Below are 18,656 nucleotides of genomic sequence, written 5' to 3'. Positions count from 1 at the left end.
ATTCTGATCTCTGCCTATCTTCTACGTGTCAAATTCTCCTGAACCCTTTTGTAAAGTTCCTGTGCTGCATTATACCCCATCTGTTTCTGTCTATGGTTAACTGCTGCGGATTCCACAATGATAGCCAGATTTCGTCCCGGACGAATCGGAATACTGTGGCATACTACCTTATTGCCAAGAAACTCTGTATAGCTTTCTTCTAGTCCCAGTCTGTCGTATTCTTTTTCTCTGTCCCACTCTTCCAGCGTAATAACCAGGTCAATATTCTGGGTCTCACGGACACTCTGCACACCAAACATAGACTTCACATCTACAATACCGATGCCACGAAGCTCAATAAAGTGCCGTGTAATATCGGGTGCAGATCCTACCAGTGTCTCATCACTGACCTTGCGGATTTCTACCACGTCATCTGTTACAAGGCGGTGACCTCTCTTAATCAGTTCCAGAGCAGCCTCACTTTTACCGATACCACTTTCTCCCATTATCAATACACCTACGCCATATACATCCACAAGTACACCGTGAATAGAAATACAAGGTGCCAGTTTAACATTCATCCATCGGATCAGTTCCGCCATAAATGCAGACGTTGTTTTTGTTGTAGTCAAAATCGGAATATCCGCCTTCGTTGCCAGTTCCAGAAAATCTCCATCTGGATAAACATCAGTACTGAAAATCACACACGGAACCTTACAAGACAAAAACTGTTTGTAGATCTCTATCTTCCTCTCTCTGCTCAGCGTCTGTAAAAATGTATACTCTACATATCCAATAATCTGTACACGATCTGAATCAAAATGATCAAAATATCCAGTCAACTGTAACGCCGGTCTGTTCACATCTGGAACAGCCACTTCTTTGTCTGCCAAATCTACACTCTGTGTAAGATTTTTTAATTCCATTTTTTCAGCCAGTTCATTTAATTTTACACCTTGTGCCATTGCTCTCTTCCTCTCTTTTTTCAATTATTTTCAGTATAGCACGAGTGGAAAAATTTGTACACGGATTCCGCTGATTTTTCATTCATTGCCGGAATTGCCGCCAATTCTTCCACTGTTGCCCCTTTTATCTCATCTAATGAGGTGAAATTACGCATCAGAGCCTTTCGTCTCGCCGGACCGATCCCCTCAATATCATCCAATATAGAATGAACCTGTCCCTTGCTGCGGAGCTGTTTATGATACTCAATCGCAAACCGATGTGCCTCATCCTGTATTCTTGTTACAAGCCGGAATGCCTCTGAAGAACGATCAATAGCAATCTCTTCATTTTGATAGTATAAACCTCTTGTCCGATGGCGGTCATCCTTTACCATACCGCAGACTGGTATATTCAAATGCAATGATCCCAGCACTTCCAGAGCTACATTGACCTGTCCTTTTCCTCCGTCCATCAATATCAAATCTGGAAATGCCGTAAATCCCCCCAGCTCTTTACTCTCTTCCCGCTCTCTTAATCCGTGGGTAAAACGCCTTGTAAGGACTTCCCTCATACTTCCATAATCATCCGCCCCCTGAATACCTTTAATTTTAAACTTGCGATAGTCGTTGCGTTTTGGTCTGCCGCGGTCATAGACCACCATAGAACCTACGGATTCAAACCCGTTCGTATTGGATATATCATAAGCTTCCATCCGGCAAATATTTTGCAGTCCAAGCAGCTTTTCAATCTCTTTCACTGCCCCTATAGTACGTCCTTCCTCCCGTTTGAGACGTTCTTTATCCTTTGTCAGAACAAGCTGTGCATTATTCGCCGCCAGCTCCACCAGCTTCTCCTTAGTCCCTTTCTTCGGCACACGGACACTGACCTTACCGCCTCTTTTAGCGGACAGCCATTCTTCAATAAGCTCTATGTCTTCTAATTCCTCCTGCACTACTAATTCTCCCGGAATAAACGGAGTTCCGGCATAATACTGTTTAATAAAGCTGTCCAGAATATTTCCGGCAGCTTCTCCTTTTACAATCCGCAAATAAAAGTGGTCTCTTCCAATGAGCCGTCCGCCCCGGATAAAAAACACCTGTACGACTGCATCTTCTTCTGCTGTTGCCAAAGCCAGAATATCCCTGTCTGCTCCCCGGCTGTCGGTAATCTTCTGTTTCTGAGAAATCTTATTCACACTATTTAGCAATTCTCTGTATTCAATTGCCCTTTCAAATTCTAACGCTTCTGACGCCGCCTGCATCTTCTCTTCCAATTCTTTCTGGATACTGTCAAAATTGCCATTTAAAAAGCGTACGACTTCTGTTACCGCTTTGCCATAATCCTCTTTGGAAATATATCCCTGACAGGGTGCGTCACACTGCCTGATATGATAGTTCAGACAAGGACGTTCTTTCCCTGTATCCCGAGGCAGATTCCGACTGCAGCTGCGGATATGATACAATTTATGAAGAAGTTCAATGGTATCTCTGACTGCCCCTGCACTTGTATATGGTCCAAAATATTTTGCCTTGTCCTTTTGAATCTTCCGGGCCAGCATAATTCTTGGAAAAGCTTCTCCCGTGGATACTTTAATAAAGGGATATGTCTTGTCATCCATCAACATCGTATTGTATTTCGGATGATGTTCTTTGATCAAATTGCACTCCAGTACAAGAGCTTCCAACTCAGAGTCGGTCACAATATACTCAAATCTGCGAATATGTGTCACCATCTGCTCTATCTTAATTCCCTTGTTGCGGCTGCTCTGGAAATACTGACGGACACGGTTTTTCAGGCTGATAGCTTTACCCACATAGATAATGGCGTCAGTTTCATCATGCATAATATAAACACCGGGTTTGCCGGGGAGTTTTTTCAGTTCTTCTTGTATATTAAAATTGTTATTTTCCATCTGTTTTACTCCGGATTTATACAAAATTATTTTCCTTTATATCCTACAAAAAAACGGGCAGAGATGCAATAACATTCTGTCCGTTTTTTCTTTTACTTGTAACAGTTCAGCCTTCGGCTTCCTGTTACAGGCATCAAGCCATGCAAAACCATTTCGTGGTGGCTTGATGCATCTCTACCTATACGTTATTTCACGGACTTTGCAGCCAGTGCAAAGTCCTGGGCTGAACTGTTACATTTACTTTTCTACTGTTTTGGCTCTTCTGCAGATTCTTCTGCCGCAGGTATCGCCTCTTCAACCGCCCCTGTCTCCTTCATTGTGATACGCCCTTCTTTTTCCTCCGGCTGATCATCAGCTTCTTCCGGATCCGGAAGTCCTTTGACTTCACGGAAAATCTTCATGAATTCTTTACCTGTAATGGTTTCTTTTTCAATCAGGAAGTCCGCTATCTTGTCCAATGCCTCTCTGTTCTCTGAAAGAAGATGCTTTGCTTCTACATAAGCATTTTTCAGCATTATCATGACTTCAGAATCAATCTCTGCCGCTGTAGCGTCACCGCAGTTCATCACCGGACGACCGTCCAGATAACGGTGCTGTACAGACTCCAGACCGATCAGACCAAACTTCTCAGACATACCATACTGAGTGATCATTGCACGGGCAATCTTTGTTGCCTTTTCAATATCGTTGGATGCCCCTGTTGTAACCGTGTCGAAAACAAGCTCTTCTGCTGCACGTCCTGCCAGTGCACCCACCAGCATTGCCTCCAGCTCTTTCTTCGTATTCAGGAACTTCTCCTCCTCCGGTGTCTGCATAACATAGCCAAGAGCTCCCATCGTTCTCGGCACAATCGTAATCTTCTGCACCGGTTCAGCGTCCTTCTGCAGCGCGCTGACAAGAGCATGACCAACCTCATGGTAAGATACGATTCTGCGTTCTTCTTTGCTCATGATACGGTCTTTCTTCTCTTTACCGACCAATACCACTTCCACTGCTTCGAACAAGTCTTTCTGGCTTACAACCTGTCTGCCATGTTTTACAGCATTAATTGCAGCCTCATTGATCATATTCGCAAGATCGGAACCGACTGCTCCGGAAGTTGCCAGTGCAATTGCTTCCAAATCTACAGTTTCGTCCATCTTCACATCCTTTGAATGTACTTTCAGTGTATCAGTACGCCCTTTCAAATCAGGCTTATCTACAATGATACGTCTGTCAAAACGTCCCGGACGCAGAAGCGCCGGATCCAGAACTTCCGGACGGTTCGTTGCCGCCAGAAGCAAAAGTCCCTTATTTGTATCAAATCCGTCCATCTCTGCCAACAACTGATTCAATGTCTGTTCGCGCTCATCATTGCCGCCGCCCATAGCAGTATCACGGCTCTTACCGATCGCGTCAATCTCATCAATAAAGACGATACATGGAGCCATCTGCTGTGCCTGCTTAAACAGATCACGCACTCGGGAAGCTCCCACACCTACATACATTTCCACAAATGCAGAACCAGACAGCGAGAAAAATGGCACCTTCGCCTCTCCCGCTACCGCCTTCGCAAGCAACGTCTTACCGGTTCCCGGAGGTCCGACAAGAAGCGCCCCCTTTGGAAGTTTTGCTCCGATGCCTGTATATTTGCCTGGGTTATGCAGGAAATCAACAACTTCCTGCAAGGACTCCTTTGCCTCATCCTGACCTGCCACATCCTGAAAGGTCACACCGGTCTCTTTCTCCACATAAACTTTGGCATTACTTTTACCAATCCCCATCATGCCGCCGCCCTTGGACATTCTCCGCATAACAAAGTTAAATAAAATTACCATCAAAAGCAATGGCAGAACCAGTGTAATAAACAGTTCAAAAATCATCGCCGACATGGTATCCGGTATAGTCTGTTCAAAAGTCACGCCCGCTTTGTCCAAACGATCCGCCAGCTGATAATCGTCAACAGCTCCTGTATAATAATCCGGCGTATGTTCTGTTTTTTCCTTGTCCCCGCCAGACTGTGACATTGATTCAATCTGACTAAGCCATTCATTAGCCATCAATTCTTCGGTTTTACCTGCTGCCTCTAATTCTTCTTTTCTTGCCTCGTCAGTCAATGTAATATAAATCTTGGAAGGCTCCAGAACTACTTTCTCAACCTTCTTCTCCCCAATCAGGGTCAAAAATTTATCATAACTGATTTCTTCCGGGTCCTGTCCCTGCATCAGTGAAGATAATCCCATAACTACAAAAATAGCCAGCAAGGTGGTTGCAAGTATAATTCCCCATCCTTGCCGGTTGTTTTTGGGATTCTTATTATTGTTTTGATTATCCATTTTGCTCCTCCTAAAATCCACTATTTTTATTATAAGTACACCGTTCCTATAAATCAACAAGAAGATTATGAAAAAATTGTAAACTGATTTTGCAAAAATATTGTAAATTTGATAGCTTTTGTAGTATACTGTTATTTTGTAATACATCATTTATTTAACACATGTCAAACAGGTTTTAAGTTTTTATTGCCGAAACACACAATACATTTACGATTGGGGGCTCCGTTCATTATGAAAATTGGTTTTGATAACAAAAAATACTTGCAGATGCAGTCTGAGCATATCCGCCAGCGTATTGAAAAGTTTGATCACAAACTCTATCTGGAGTTTGGTGGCAAGCTTTTTGATGATTACCATGCGTCCCGTGTACTTCCGGGCTTTGCCCCTGACAGCAAGCTTCGCATGTTGATGCAGCTGAGCGATCAGGCAGAGATCATCATTGTCATCAGTGCGAAGGATATCGAAAAAAACAAAGTCCGCGGAGACTTGGGCATCACTTATGATTCGGACGTACTTCGGCTGATGGATTCCTTCCGTGACAGCGGTCTGTATGTGGGAAGTGTTGTCATTACACAATATTCAGGACAGGAAAGCGCCCTTTTGTTCAAGAATCGACTGGAAAAGCTGCATATCAAGGTATATATTCATTATAATATTGCAGGTTATCCGTCTAACATTCCCTTGATCGTCAGTGATGAGGGATATGGCAAAAATGAATATATCGAAACTACCCGGCCTCTCGTTATTGTAACAGCACCAGGACCGGGAAGCGGTAAGATGGCAACCTGCCTTTCTCAGTTATATCATGAACACAAACGGGGAATCCATGCAGGATATGCAAAGTTTGAAACATTTCCCATCTGGAATCTTCCGCTCAAGCATCCGGTCAATCTGGCTTATGAAGCTGCAACAGCAGATTTGAACGATATTAACATGATCGACCCATTTCATCTGGAAGCTTACGGGGAAACTACTGTCAATTACAACCGTGATGTGGAGATTTTCCCGGTATTAAATACGATTTTTGAAAAAATTTACGGAAAGAGTCCCTACAAATCCCCAACTGACATGGGTGTCAATATGACAGGCAACTGTATCTGTGATGATGAAATCTGCAAAGAAGCTTCCCGTCAGGAAATTATCCGGCGCTATTATGCAGTACTCAATGACATTCTGAAAGGAACATGTAAGGAAGAACAAGCCCAGACGATTGAACTTTTGATGAATCAGGCAGGAGTTACCATTTCGGACCGTAAGGTTGTTGCTGCTGCATTGGAACGGGCACAGGAAACTAATTTACCCGCTGCTGCATTGGAACTTCCTGACGGCAAACTGATTACCGGAAAAACCGGCAGTCTGCTTGGAGCATCTGCTGCCCTTCTGTTAAATGTATTAAAAGAATTTGCCGGACTGGGACATGAACTTCATATCATTTCCCCGGAATCCATTGAACCAATTCAGAAACTAAAAGTTGAATACTTAAAGAGCAAGAATCCACGTCTCCATACAGATGAGGTTCTGATCGCGCTCTCTACAAGCGCTGCCGCCAACCCGGATGCAAGACGTGCCCTCAGACAGCTTGATAAATTAAACGGCTGTCAGGCACATACTTCGGTTATGTTATCTGATGTAGATATCAAGACATTTCAAAAATTAGGTGTGCAGCTTACTTGTGAGCCGGTTTATGAAGACGGGGATGTATATCACCGTTAGACACAAAAAGAGCATATGATAAAAAACGGACTTTGCAGTAAATGCAAAGTCCTATGCTAAACTGTCACTCTTGTTTTTCTTTTTATCTTCCAATTTCTTAACCAATTTGCAGGCAAACCACGCTGAAAATATTCCCACTAAAATTCCTGCGATCACGTCACTTGGATAGTGGACACCCACATACAACCTTGAAAATGCAATCAGTGATGCCAGCACAACCGCAGAAACTCCATATTTTTTCGGAAGCATTTTGTAATACACCATCGCCGCAGCAAAAGATGCACAGGAATGCCCCGATGGGAAGGAAAAATCTGACTGCTTCTCCACCAGAAGAATCAGACCATTTATCACCTCATAAGGCCGTATCCTTGCCACAATATTTTTTAATGCTACATTCGTGATCAGTGCTCCGATTCCAAGTGCCAGAAGCGCTGTAATTCCCACATGTCTTGTCCGCTTCGGAATCAGGAGAATGACAGAAATCACAATCCAGAGCCAGCCCCCGTCTCCCAGCGACGTAATAAACGTCCAGAGCGGCATCATCCACTCCTGGCGGAAGTATTCCTGAAGCCACAATAATATATTTGCATCCAGCATTGCCAGATTCATTAAAAACGCCATATTCTTCACCTCGAACTTCCTCTTGAATATATTGATTAAAAAGAGAACTTCTCAATTGATATTCAGGAGGATCTTATGTATCTTTTGTCTGCACTCTTGTTTGCTCTGTCTGCAAACATTGACAGCTTTATCATCGGCATTTCCTGCGGAATACGAAAATCCAAAATCTCCATTCCACAGATTCTTCTCATCAGTCTGATCACACTCTGCGGTACTGTCGCAGCTCTTGCTGCCGGCGGAGAACTTCTGTGTCTGTTTCCCCTTCCCTATGCGGAATACACCGGAAAATTTATTTTAATTATATTTGGTTTATATTATGCCGCAAAATTTACTTTTATGAATATTTTTCATCCCATCCCTCAGTATGATGAAGCAGCGGTCTCCTGCTGCCTCTCTTCAGAAACAGATCCACCATTCTCCTGCCGGACACTATCATGGAAAAGCGCCTGTATCTTTGGATTCTCTCTTTCTGTCAATAACTTAGGAATCGGTCTTGGTGCCAGTATCAGCGGACTTCATTTGATTCCCTCAGCTCTGATTTCTTTTACAGCATGCATATTTTTTCTGCTCATAGGAAATCACGCAGGACGCTGTATTTCTTTTCAGAAGTCTGAACGATACGCAGATTTATGCTGTGGTATGTTTCTCATACTGCTGGGCTTTTTCTGTTAAATTTACTCCCGGGTTTAAAAACATCCGTCAAACTATTTTATCACATATATAACAGCATAACTCCAAACATATCCCGTTTTAACGAATGATATGTCCATCCTCATATTCAAACACACACCGCTCAAAAGCATTTATCACATGGGTGTCCTGATATTTGTCGTACCGTTTATGATTCCGCCCGTAGGACATATGCACATGTCCATGAAGAAAGAACTTTGGACGGTATTTTTCTATCAGATCAAGAAATGTCTGAAATCCCTGGTGCGGAAGATCACGCCCGTCATTGAGCTGATATCCCGGCGCATGGGTCACCAGAATGTCAAATCCCCTGCGCCGCCAAAGCTGAAACCAGAGCTTTCTCACCCGTTTCCTCATATCCTTCTCTGTATATTGATGTGCCCCGCCGGTATAGCGCATAGATCCGCCCAGCCCCAAAATCCGGATTCCATTATGCATATAAATCTCATCTTCAATACAAGTACATCCCTCCGGCGGAGTATGTTCATATTTTCCGTCATGATTCCCGTGCACATACAGCACAGGGATTGCGTACATCGTCACAAGAAAAGACAGGTAATTGGGATTTAAATCTCCGCATGAAATGATCAGATCAACATCTTCTAATTTACTTTTCTCAAAAAAATCCCACAAATAGGGCGATTCTTCATCTCCAATTGCAAGTATTCTCATCCGTTAAATCTGCCCTTTCTCCTTTTTCACACCCTGCTGTAAAGTGACAGCCTGTGCCTGCTCCCGAAGTTCAGAAGTGCGTGGGATTGCCCCGATAACATTGTCTGCCAGCCAGTCCATTTTCACAATTTCTTCTGGTGTAAGCTGACTGTGGGAATCTTTCTGTACAATTCCTTCCTGTGAATATATTTTTCCTGAAAACGGACTGAACTGTCCGGATGTAATCGTATATTTCAATAACTTAATCAGTCTCTTTGTCTCATCTGGTATCTTTTTGGAGCAGATTACATCAATAACACCTGCAGACATCCCCCACCAGTAGTTGATTGCCTTCTTGACTGTTGCATTATCGTCATATTTCCATGTACCATCCATGATGGTACGGATCAACTGTTCATAAAACTTGCCCCATTGCCAAATTGGCATTGCAAGGTTCACAGGATATTCTCCGTCCATACGATAAATCCCAAAAAATCGCGTTGCTTCCTCCGGAGTCACCATATCCTTTCCAGATATACAAGAGGGATGAATATCCCGGATACGTTCCGACACATCGATATCCTTCATGGACATCCACTCCAGATATACCTTTGCCCGCGGATTAATCATTTTTGCTCCAATGGCAAATGCATTAATATTTGCAATGGAGCCATAAATCGGATAATCCTCCATATAAAGCAATCTATCATTTTCTGCCATTGCTCCCGCAATCGCTCCCATCAAGAATTTTGCCTCGTGCATCCGCGCATAATAGGTACGGATATAACGATGCGACGTATTCAGTGAGCAATTCAGTATGCGGACCTCTGGATTAGCAATTGCCGCTTTCACACTTGCTTTTGCAAATGTTGGTGAAGTTGTCAAGACAATATTACACCCCGCTTTTACTGCGGTTTCCAGATACAGGTCAATATTCTCTAATGTTGCGTTTTCATAGACCACTGTATTGACTTCCTCCGGGAAAGTTTCCTCCAGATACAGTCTTCCCAGCTCATGGGAATATGTCCATGCTGAAGAAGACGGTGTTTTTGCATAGATAAATCCAATCTTAAGTTTCGGTGTGCTGGTCGGGATCAACCGGCTCAAAACAGACTTCTTTTCCACATTAGGAGCCATTTTCAGATCAATCTCATCTTCTTCCTCTAAAAGACTGAATTCCTCCCACGTCTTAGCAACAAGCGCTTTCAACTCATTGCTGGTTTTCTGATTTACGACATCATAACCATACAGGACAATAAATGCAAGAAACGCGTCTCCCGCTGTGATAGTAAGCTTCTGACCCCCTCTTTGATTGAATTCTGCCGCAAAACGGGAGTATGAAGAACTGAATGTCAACTGATCATCCCGCGTCCACACTTCTTCAGGCTTCTTTCCGATCGCAGTCTGAAGCTTTGCAAAACTTCCCAGCTTGGTAAACCAGATATAATTCACCTTAGAAAGTTCATAAAAGTCCATAAATTCGTAATAAAGTTCATTTTCTTTTTCCTTTGTCCGCTTTGGAACAATCCGGATTACTTCGCCCGGAATAGAAACTGCGCCGTAATATTTCATAACACTGGCTCGTTTGTTTCCTTCCAGAACATAGAATTTATTCATATATTCGTAAGCCTTAATCGGTTCCCGGATACCTTCTTCCTCATGACTTGTACTCAGCATCGACCATTTTAATGCAAACTCTGTATTTTCTTTCAGAATCGGCATAAAATTACTTGCAAATGCACTGCTGCGACCTCCTGTCTTGGTTCCTGCCAGCTGTTCCATCGGAATCTGTACCAATCCCAGCGAAACCTCCGAATAGCTTCCCTTCGGCGGCAATATATCATCCAGCACTTCCAGTGTCGGCTGCAGTCCACGCAGCATACGGGACTGGTACTCCTTCTTTCCCAGCCGCTGTGCTTTTGAATAGTCATCTATTGACATATAAAATTCCTCCTTATGAGTGCTCACCTAATTGTTTTTTCTTAGTATATCATGACTCCTTTCATACTGTAAATTGGCAGTTTTGTTGACTTTTAATGCACTTCATATTAGAATAATGGTAAATTTAGAGTAATGATAAATTAGCAATTGCTTCGAGAAAGAAGGATAATTCATATGGAACAACGTACATTGCCGCATCAGCACGGACAATCCATGCCCCAAATATTGGAACATATACCTGAAACTGATCATTTTCAGATTACTGCTGATCTTTTCAAACAGTTGAGCGATCCAACCCGGATTCGTATTTTCTGGATACTCTGTCACTGTGAAGAATGCGTGATCAATATTGCTGCCATGATGGATATGAGCAGCCCCGCTGTAGCACACCATTTGCGGTTATTGCGGACAAGTGGACTCTTAGAATCTCGCCGAGATGGAAAAGAAACATATTATAAAGCCAGTACATCAAAAAAGGCACAGACACTGCACCATATGATTGAAGAAATGATGGAGATCTCATGCCTAAATTTATAACCTATATACTCTTAATGTAACCGCCAGTTGTAATTTATCATCAGTGAAACGCTCTTTGTTATTTACAGATTGTGTACTCTCAAGGCACGGATTGCGTTCAGAACTGCGATGACCATAACACCTACATCAGCAAAAATCGCCGTCCACATATTTGCAATTCCAACTGCTCCCAATGCCAGACAGGCAAACTTGATGACCAGTGCAAATACTATATTCTGGTATACGATCCGCAGACATTTCGAGGAAACCTTGATTGCTTTGACTATCTTCATTGGATCATCATCCATCAAAACCACATCTGCTGCCTCAATAGCTGCATCAGAACCCATAGCACCCATGGCAATTCCAATATCTGCACGAGTCAATACTGGTGCATCATTAATTCCGTCTCCCACAAATGCCAGCTTCTCTTTTTCCAACTTTTTGGCAAGAAGTTCTTCTACTTTCGCCACCTTATCTCCCGGAAGCAGTTCGCTGTATACTTCGTCCACACCCAGTTCTGCCGCAACCTTATCTGCCACACGCTTCGTATCTCCGGTCAACATAACTGTTTTTTTGATACCTGCGTGTTTCAAGGCAGCAATAGCTGCTTTGGAATGAGCTTTCACAACATCAGAAATCACAATATGCCCTTCATAATTTCCATCAATTGCCACATGGATAATTGTTCCTGCATCATGGCAGTCTTTATGTTCCACACCGAATTTCTGCATCAGCCTGCTATTGCCAGCTGCAACTTCTCTTCCATCCACATTTGCCACAATTCCATGACCGCTGATTTCCTGAATATCTGTCACACGGCTTCTGTCAATCTCTTTTCCATATGCTTTCTGTATGCTCTTACTAATCGGATGTGAGGACGCACATTCTGCCAATGCCGCATATTCCAGCAGATGTTTCTCTTCCATCTCGTTATGATGAATTGCCGTTACTTCAAACACACCTTGTGTCAATGTTCCTGTCTTATCAAATACAACATATTTTGCTTGTGACAAAGTTTCCATATAGTTAGAACCTTTGATCAAAACACCTTCTTTGCCTGCCCCGCCGATCCCTGCAAAAAAACTGAGCGGAATACTGATAACCAACGCACAGGGGCAACTGATCACAAGAAACGTCAGAGCCCGGTAAATCCATGCGCCCCACTGTGCACTCTGCCCCAGGAACAGCATTTGTACCAGAGGCGGTAAAACAGCCAGTGCCAGCGCACCATAACAAACTGCCGGTGTATATACCTTCGCAAATTTAGAAATAAAGTTCTCAGATTTAGACTTTCTGGAACTGGAATTCTCAACAAGTTCCAAAATCTTAGAAACTGTAGATTCACCGAATTCTTTTGTCGTACGGATTTTCAATACACCTGTCATATTGATACATCCGCTGATGATTTTCTCTCCCTGCTTTACATCACGCGGCAGGCTTTCTCCTGTAAGTGCACTTGTATTCAGACTTGAATTTCCTTCCAGCACAATCCCATCAAGAGGAACCTTTTCCCCCGGCTGTACAACAACCACACTTCCGATCGAAACTTCATCCGGGTCAGCCTTTTCAAGCTTTCCGTCCCTTTCTACATTAGCATAATCAGGACGGATATCCATCAGTGCACTGATATTCTTACGGCTCTTTCCAACTGCATAGCTTTGAAATAACTCTCCGATCTGGTAAAACAGCATGACTGCAATTGCTTCGTTATAATCTCCGCTTCTTGAATAAATTGCCAGCACAAATGCCCCGACCGTAGCAATCGCCATTAAAAAATTTTCATCAAATACCCGGCGGTTCATAATTCCTTTCCCCGCCTTTTTCAATATATCGTATCCGATAATAAAATAAGAAATCAGATACAGAAGCATCTGTAGAATTCCGGTTACAGAAATAAATTGCAAAGTCACGACCATAGCAGTCGTTATAATAATGCGTGTCAGCATTTTCTTCTGTTTTTTATTCATACATGTCTCCCTTAAAATTCAATCTCGCAGTCTGACTCCACCTTCTTACATGCTTTCAGCACATCTTTCATCACTGCTTTCGGCTCTGCTCCTTCTTCAAACTCAACAATCATCTTCTGTGTCATAAAGTTCACGACCGCATCTGCAACTCCCGCAGTCTTCTTTGTTGCATCTTCCATCAGGTTTGCACAATTTGCACAGTCTACTTCGATATTATAAGTCTTTTTCATTGTAATGCTCCTTCTCTTTAGATTTTAATATTGTTTGTGTTTTTAACGATTAAGCATTTATTTAATCATTATACCTATAATATATGTTAGACAGAAGAAAAAGTCAATATATTTTTTAAAATTTTCCTTCCATTAACAATTTCATATTCAAAAGCCCCCAACCGCTGCCTTCTTTATTATAAGGTACACAGCTTTCCCGAAAACGCAGCTTCACTTCTACATTTGTCATGTCCCGGTATTTGGACAAAAGGCAGGCAACCGCTCCTGATACAAGAGGCGTCGCCATGGAAGTACCGCTTTTTTCAATATAGGGCCTTTTCCATCTGTTTGTATATTCACCATTGCAGCTTGTAATATATGTTCCCGGAGCAACCAAATCTGGTTTCACAATACAGTCATCCGTCGGTCCTCTGCCCGAATAGTCCCAGTGTCTTTTCCCCACTTTATTTCGTGCCGGAATATCCACCGCTCCTACCGTAATTACCTTCCGGCTGCTGCCAGGAGCCGCTACTGTCCTTTCCTTGGGACCGTAATTTCCTGCGGACACTATCACTGTAATTCCCATATCCCAAAGCAATTCCACACCTTGAATCAATTTTTGTTCCTCTTCTATATTTAAACCCGGATGTGTACCGACAGAAATATTAACGATATGAATCTTCTGCTTCTGCGTCAGCTCCAATATCCATTCAATCCCATTTAGTACTGCGGTTATGCTCCCGTTTCCATCTTTATCCAGTACTTTTGCTATGACAAATTTAACTTTCGGCGCCATTCCTGCATATGTGCCGCCAGATATCAGTCCACTTCCGCCTAAGATTCCCGCCACATGAGTTCCATGTCCACTGTCATCGTAAATTTCTTTTTTATGATTAACAAAATCTTTAAATTCTACGATCCTTCTGTCAAAATCAGGATGTAATATAATGCCTGTATCTAATACCGCAGCGGTAATCCCCTGTCCCAGACATCGCCTTTTGACAATATCGTCACACCAATATTCTACCGTGCTTTTCGCCAGTTTCATAAGAAACTCCTTTTTTACCAGAATATTCACGGATGTGGATTTTGGGAATAATTTCTACTTCTGCAAAATTTCTTCTATTAGACCTCGCACCTCTTTCACCTTCCCCGGATCTTTTCCGCCTGAATTGATTCCCATAACAACGTTGCCATATTCTATAACTGACGGAAAATAAAAATCACAGGCATGTTTATCATCCGCCGTATTTACAAGAATTTGTTTTTCACGGCAGATGGACACGACTCTTTGATTAACCTCCGGGCAGTTTGTAGCTGCCAGTACAATATCCATATTTTCCAACAGATTCTCTGTTTCTGATGTGAATGGACTTTGTATCAAAATCAGTCTCTGGGATTGTGTTTCTTTTTGAATAGTCAGAAGTTCTTCGCAAAATTGCGGTGCAAGCACCGTCAAACGTTCTGCAAACTGCAGCAGCGTGCGGATTCTTCTTGCTGCGATTTTCCCTCCGCCCACCACAAGAATATTTTTTTGTGAAATATCAAAGAACATCGGAAAAAACTTTTTGCTTTCCATAAACTTATGCCTCCCAAAACATTATGGTTCGCTCTTCCTTTCTATATAACGGTATTCAAACGCTCCTGTCGCAGCTACTGTCTGAAGCTGTGTGATCTTTGGATTTACAAGATTACATACCTTTACAGAGAAGAGCGGAATAATATAAAACTGTTCCCCTACCGCCCATTGCTCTGCCTCATGAATCAATGCGGTTCTTTTTTCCGGATCCAGCTCTTGGTCAGATGCTCTCACAAGCTCATCATACACCGGATCCTGAATGCCGCTGCAATTATACGTTCCATTCGACAACAGCATTGATAAGTATGTGTATGGATCGGCAAAATCCGCAGTCCAGTTCATTCTGCAAAGATCATATGCGCCTGCACGGCGGTCGGAATAATTGGTCTGCAGCTCTTGTGACTGAAGCTGAATGGAAATATTAAGATTCTGCTTTAGTTGTTCCTGAATAACTTGCGCCGTATCTATATCCAATTCTATGGATGGATACTTATATATCAACTGTGGGAATCCTTCTCCGTTTGGATAACCTGCTTCTGAAAGAAGTCTGTTTGCCTCCTCTACATTTTCTTCAAAAGGAGTTTCTGTCTCTTCTGAATAATATTGACCGGTACTGCTGTTTTTCATATATTTTGCAATAAAATTAACGGTCGGTTCTGCTTCCTTCCCAACCATTTTACAAAGCTCCTCTCTGTCAATAGCTAGATTGATTGCTTTACGCACTCTCACATCATTCAGTGGTTCTACAGAAAGATTAGGATAAATATATCTGGTAGCAATCGAATTGGTCAGATACAAATCCCTTTTCCCCTCATACAGCTCCGCAGCAGCCGAAGGAAGTCCCACGGCAATCTCAACCTCTCCTGTCTCGTATGCACTTTGTAGTGACTGCTGATCAGAAAAGAAACGAAACACCAGTATTTCTGTTTTTATCTGTTCCTGGTTCCAGTAAGAATGATTTTTCTTTAATGTAAAATATTGTTCTGGAACATATTCCGCCAAATAATACGGTCCATTAGAACAACTTGTTTTCGGATTTTTATCCCACCCGCTGCCGGTCTCCTTTGCATATCCCGCATGGGAAGGTGTGTATACCGGAAGACGCAAAAGCTGCAGAAAATAGACACAGGGCTCTTCTAACAAAAACTGCAGTGTGAAATCATTGATCACCTTGACCCCCAGCGTTTCCATATTTTTTTCCCCGTTATAAATTTGTTCTGCATTTTGAATCGGAAATAAATAATTTGCATAACCGCTTGCGCTTCTGGGATCCAGGGCACGCCGGATCGTGTTTACAAAATCATGTGCGGTCACACTGGAACCATCTGACCAGTATGCATTTTCTCTCAATTGAAAGATCCATTCTGTAAAATTGTCGTTTACGACATAAGAAACTGCTGCACGGTATTCGATTTCTCCAGATTCATCGTATGTTAAAAGTTCATCCAGTGCAGTGGCCGAATAGGTCAGATATGTCAGCGCAATATTGCCCGCCGGATCCAAACCTCCTGTTTCACTTCCAATACCGATAACAATCTGCTCTTCTTTCTTCTGCATTTCCACCTTTGCGCCGCAGCCCGCAGCACAAAGGCAGATTGCCAGAACCAGAATCCATAACACACTGTACGTTCGTTTCATAACAACCTCCCTGATACATGAAACTGCCTTTAAATTTGTGATGTCATTACTGCTTTGCTTCTCCGGCGCCCAGTATGTTCTTCCGAATAAAGAAAGCAACGCACCTGTCTGTTCCCAAACTGATACAATTTTGGCATTTCTTTCCGGCAGCGCATCATAGCATATCCGCATTGTCCCACATAGGGACATCCTTTTATCTTGTCTTGACTGATACCTGCATCCCCTTTTAAAAGAAATCTTTTTTTTCGCCGCATCCGTTTTGGATCCGGTAACAACACAGCAGAAAGCAGCTGCTTTGTATAAGGATGCCATGGATCCTTATATACAGAAGCAGTATCTCCCAGTTCCATAAAATTCCCCAGATACATAACTGCAATCTTCTGGCTGATATGTTTTACTACATTCAGATCATGGGAAATAAAAAGATAACTTACTCCGGTTTTTCTTTGAATATCAGCCAAAAGTTCTAATATCTGTGCCTGTGCAAAAATATCTAAAGCAGACGCCGGTTCGTCTAAAATCAGCATTTCCGGTCTTGCCGCCAGCGCTCTTGCGATGGCTATTCTCTGCCTTTGTCCTCCTGAAAATTCCTGTGGATACTTCCATTTATCTTTTGCCTCTAATCCCACAAGCTGAAGCATTTCTTCTACTTGCCCTTCTCCTTTTGTTTCTTGTGTCCTTTTTTCTCCGTAAAATGGTTCCATTAATATTTTTTCAACTGTATATCTTGGGTCAAAGGAAGCGTAGGAATCCTGAAACACCATCTGGATTTTTCCCTCATGCCAAATCTTCCCGGCAGACGGAGAAAGCATCCCGGTAAGAAGCTTTGCAAGTGTGGTTTTTCCACAGCCGCTTTCTCCCACAAGCCCAAACGTTTCTCCTTGATGCACGGAAAATGTAATCTGTTTTAAAACTTCTCTCTGTACAGCCTGTTTCCACGAGGCTCTTTCCCAAAACATACATTCTACATTTTCAACCTGCAAAAGCAAGTCTGTTTCTTGTTTTTTCTCTGCCACTGACATCACCTCTCTGGCTTTTTCCACCAGCCGGCGTGTATAAGGGTGCTCTGGCTGATAAAAGATCTTATGTACATCGCCTTCCTCTACAATCGTTCCCTCCTGCATGACCAGCACTCTGCTGCACGCAGATGCAATGACTCCCAGATCATGACTGACCAGAAGAATGGCTGTTTTTGTTCTTTGAGAAATGATTTTCAGCAAATCTAAAATCTGTCTCTGTACCGTTACATCCAAAGCAGTAGTCGGTTCATCTGCAATCACTAGATCCGGTTCGCAGGCTAACGCAATCGCGATCACAACTCTCTGCCGCATTCCGCCTGAAAATTCAAACGGATACTGATTCATCCGCAGAGCCGGCGACTCGATTCCGACCATGGACAGTAGTTCTTCTGCTCTCTCTTTTGCCTCTTTTTTTGAACATTTTTGATGGCAGAGGATCGTTTCTGTCAACTGGTTTCCAATCTTAACAAGTGGGTTGAGGTAAGCGGACGGATCCTGAAACACCATTGCGATCTTTTTTCCCCGAAGTTCCCCTAATTTTTTTTCATACATGTGCCATACATACTGCTCTTCTGCCGGACTTTTTTGGGGCGGCGTATAGTCTTCCCCGTCAAAGAAGAGTTTTTCACAAGAATATCCGGCATTTTGAGGCAGGAGCCCTAAAATACTGCGTATGACACTGCTTTTTCCACTGCCTGACGCCCCTGATAGTCCCACCATTTCTCCTTTTTCAATCCAAAAGGATAAGTCACAGACTACCTGGTTTTTCTGTTCTTCTTCATACCATATACAAAGCCTGTTTACCTCTAACAGTGACATTCAAATGCTCCTCCTTCTTTTCCAGATTCCATTGCATTTTCTGTAACAGTTCAGCCATAAGGGAGAATTTGCGCTGCATAGCAGCGTATAGGCGGTGAAACCGCTAAAAAACGTCCACTGGACGTTTTTGTCGCATGCT

At 42.8% G+C, this 18,656-nt stretch carries 15 protein-coding genes; 3 read left to right on the top strand and 12 right to left on the bottom strand.

What is annotated here, in order from left to right:
• Positions 1–14: 14 nt before the first annotated feature.
• The 3 genes from hprK to ftsH all read right to left on the bottom strand — a co-directional run bounded on the left by hprK (position 15) and on the right by ftsH (position 5,151).
• A complete protein-coding gene (gene hprK, locus NFS18_RS13565; protein WP_251391033.1) occupies positions 15–944 on the bottom strand; it encodes an HPr(Ser) kinase/phosphatase in 930 nt (309 codons plus the stop codon).
• A 20-nt stretch (positions 945–964) separates the two neighbouring features.
• A complete protein-coding gene (uvrC, locus tag NFS18_RS13560; RefSeq protein ID WP_251391025.1) occupies positions 965–2,836 on the bottom strand; it encodes an excinuclease ABC subunit UvrC in 1,872 nt (623 codons plus the stop codon).
• A 245-nt stretch (positions 2,837–3,081) separates the two neighbouring features.
• Positions 3,082–5,151 carry an ATP-dependent zinc metalloprotease FtsH gene (ftsH, locus tag NFS18_RS13555; RefSeq protein WP_251391023.1) on the bottom strand — a complete coding sequence of 690 codons (2,070 nt, stop codon included), beginning with the start codon at positions 5,149–5,151 and terminating at the stop codon, positions 3,082–3,084.
• A 231-nt stretch (positions 5,152–5,382) separates the two neighbouring features.
• Between ftsH and NFS18_RS13550 the strand changes: the two genes are divergently transcribed.
• Positions 5,383–6,864, top strand: coding sequence for a DUF1846 domain-containing protein (locus NFS18_RS13550; protein ID WP_251391021.1), 1,482 nt, complete (start codon positions 5,383–5,385; stop codon positions 6,862–6,864).
• A gap of 51 nt (positions 6,865–6,915) precedes the next feature.
• On the opposite strand, the gene NFS18_RS13545 is transcribed toward NFS18_RS13550, so the two are convergent.
• On the bottom strand, positions 6,916–7,485 hold the full coding sequence (locus NFS18_RS13545) for a phosphatase PAP2 family protein (protein ID WP_251391085.1): 570 nt from the start codon (positions 7,483–7,485) through the stop codon (positions 6,916–6,918).
• 75 nt (positions 7,486–7,560) lie between these two features.
• Here NFS18_RS13545 and NFS18_RS13540 point away from each other — a divergent pair, with 75 nt between their 5' ends.
• Entirely contained in the window at positions 7,561–8,157 is a 597-nt protein-coding gene (locus tag NFS18_RS13540) for a manganese efflux pump (protein ID WP_251391019.1), read from the top strand.
• Positions 8,158–8,235: 78 nt separating this feature from the next.
• Here the strand turns inward: NFS18_RS13540 and NFS18_RS13535 are convergent, their stop codons facing one another.
• Positions 8,236–8,847, bottom strand: a complete 612-nt coding sequence (locus tag NFS18_RS13535; protein WP_251391017.1) for a metallophosphoesterase family protein — start codon at positions 8,845–8,847, stop codon at positions 8,236–8,238.
• Between the two features lie 3 nt (positions 8,848–8,850).
• Positions 8,851–10,767: a BMP family ABC transporter substrate-binding protein gene (locus NFS18_RS13530; protein ID WP_251391015.1), complete on the bottom strand. Its 1,917-nt coding sequence runs from the start codon at positions 10,765–10,767 to the stop codon at positions 8,851–8,853.
• Positions 10,768–10,941: 174 nt separating this feature from the next.
• On the opposite strand from NFS18_RS13530, the gene NFS18_RS13525 reads away from it, so the two are divergent.
• Positions 10,942–11,304, top strand: a complete 363-nt coding sequence (locus tag NFS18_RS13525; RefSeq protein ID WP_251391013.1) for an ArsR/SmtB family transcription factor — start codon at positions 10,942–10,944, stop codon at positions 11,302–11,304.
• Positions 11,305–11,366: 62 nt separating this feature from the next.
• On the opposite strand, the gene NFS18_RS13520 is transcribed toward NFS18_RS13525, so the two are convergent.
• The 6 genes from NFS18_RS13520 to NFS18_RS13495 all read right to left on the bottom strand — a co-directional run bounded on the left by NFS18_RS13520 (position 11,367) and on the right by NFS18_RS13495 (position 18,517).
• Positions 11,367–13,253: a heavy metal translocating P-type ATPase gene (locus NFS18_RS13520; protein ID WP_251391011.1), complete on the bottom strand. Its 1,887-nt coding sequence runs from the start codon at positions 13,251–13,253 to the stop codon at positions 11,367–11,369.
• Positions 13,254–13,264: 11 nt separating this feature from the next.
• On the bottom strand, positions 13,265–13,483 hold the full coding sequence (locus NFS18_RS13515) for a cation transporter (protein WP_251391009.1): 219 nt from the start codon (positions 13,481–13,483) through the stop codon (positions 13,265–13,267).
• Positions 13,484–13,598: 115 nt separating this feature from the next.
• Positions 13,599–14,510 (bottom strand): S8 family peptidase, encoded by a 912-nt coding sequence (locus NFS18_RS13510; protein ID WP_251391007.1) that lies wholly within the window; start codon positions 14,508–14,510, stop codon positions 13,599–13,601.
• A 54-nt stretch (positions 14,511–14,564) separates the two neighbouring features.
• On the bottom strand, positions 14,565–15,041 hold the full coding sequence (locus NFS18_RS13505; protein WP_251391005.1) for a precorrin-2 dehydrogenase/sirohydrochlorin ferrochelatase family protein: 477 nt from the start codon (positions 15,039–15,041) through the stop codon (positions 14,565–14,567).
• Positions 15,042–15,062: 21 nt separating this feature from the next.
• A complete protein-coding gene (locus NFS18_RS13500) occupies positions 15,063–16,679 on the bottom strand; it encodes a peptide ABC transporter substrate-binding protein (protein ID WP_251391003.1) in 1,617 nt (538 codons plus the stop codon).
• Positions 16,680–16,708: 29 nt separating this feature from the next.
• The gene (locus NFS18_RS13495; protein WP_251391001.1) at positions 16,709–18,517 is read right to left on the bottom strand and encodes a dipeptide ABC transporter ATP-binding protein; all 1,809 of its coding nucleotides are present in this window, start codon (positions 18,515–18,517) and stop codon (positions 16,709–16,711) included.
• Between the last annotated feature and the right edge of the window lie 139 nt (positions 18,518–18,656).

The organism is Mediterraneibacter agrestimuris (assembly GCF_943193195.1).
Classification (GTDB): Bacteria; Bacillota; Clostridia; order Lachnospirales; family Lachnospiraceae; genus Schaedlerella; species Schaedlerella agrestimuris.
The sequence above is the reverse complement of the archived record's forward strand: the minus strand, read 5'-3'. Positions and strand labels throughout refer to the sequence as shown.

Coding starts and splice junctions, on each gene's coding strand:
- hprK (WP_251391033.1), bottom strand. CDS start 944: ATGGCACAAGGTGTAAAATTAAATGAACTGGCTGAAAAAATGGAATTA.
- NFS18_RS13495 (WP_251391001.1), bottom strand. CDS start 18,517: ATGTCACTGTTAGAGGTAAACAGGCTTTGTATATGGTATGAAGAAGAA.
- NFS18_RS13545 (WP_251391085.1), bottom strand. CDS start 7,485: ATGGCGTTTTTAATGAATCTGGCAATGCTGGATGCAAATATATTATTG.
- NFS18_RS13540 (WP_251391019.1), top strand. CDS start 7,561: ATGTATCTTTTGTCTGCACTCTTGTTTGCTCTGTCTGCAAACATTGAC.
- NFS18_RS13550 (WP_251391021.1), top strand. CDS start 5,383: ATGAAAATTGGTTTTGATAACAAAAAATACTTGCAGATGCAGTCTGAG.
- NFS18_RS13520 (WP_251391011.1), bottom strand. CDS start 13,253: ATGAATAAAAAACAGAAGAAAATGCTGACACGCATTATTATAACGACT.
- NFS18_RS13510 (WP_251391007.1), bottom strand. CDS start 14,510: ATGAAACTGGCGAAAAGCACGGTAGAATATTGGTGTGACGATATTGTC.
- NFS18_RS13515 (WP_251391009.1), bottom strand. CDS start 13,483: ATGAAAAAGACTTATAATATCGAAGTAGACTGTGCAAATTGTGCAAAC.
- NFS18_RS13505 (WP_251391005.1), bottom strand. CDS start 15,041: ATGGAAAGCAAAAAGTTTTTTCCGATGTTCTTTGATATTTCACAAAAA.
- ftsH (WP_251391023.1), bottom strand. CDS start 5,151: ATGGATAATCAAAACAATAATAAGAATCCCAAAAACAACCGGCAAGGA.
- uvrC (WP_251391025.1), bottom strand. CDS start 2,836: ATGGAAAATAACAATTTTAATATACAAGAAGAACTGAAAAAACTCCCC.
- NFS18_RS13530 (WP_251391015.1), bottom strand. CDS start 10,767: ATGTCAATAGATGACTATTCAAAAGCACAGCGGCTGGGAAAGAAGGAG.
- NFS18_RS13535 (WP_251391017.1), bottom strand. CDS start 8,847: ATGAGAATACTTGCAATTGGAGATGAAGAATCGCCCTATTTGTGGGAT.
- NFS18_RS13500 (WP_251391003.1), bottom strand. CDS start 16,679: ATGAAACGAACGTACAGTGTGTTATGGATTCTGGTTCTGGCAATCTGC.
- NFS18_RS13525 (WP_251391013.1), top strand. CDS start 10,942: ATGGAACAACGTACATTGCCGCATCAGCACGGACAATCCATGCCCCAA.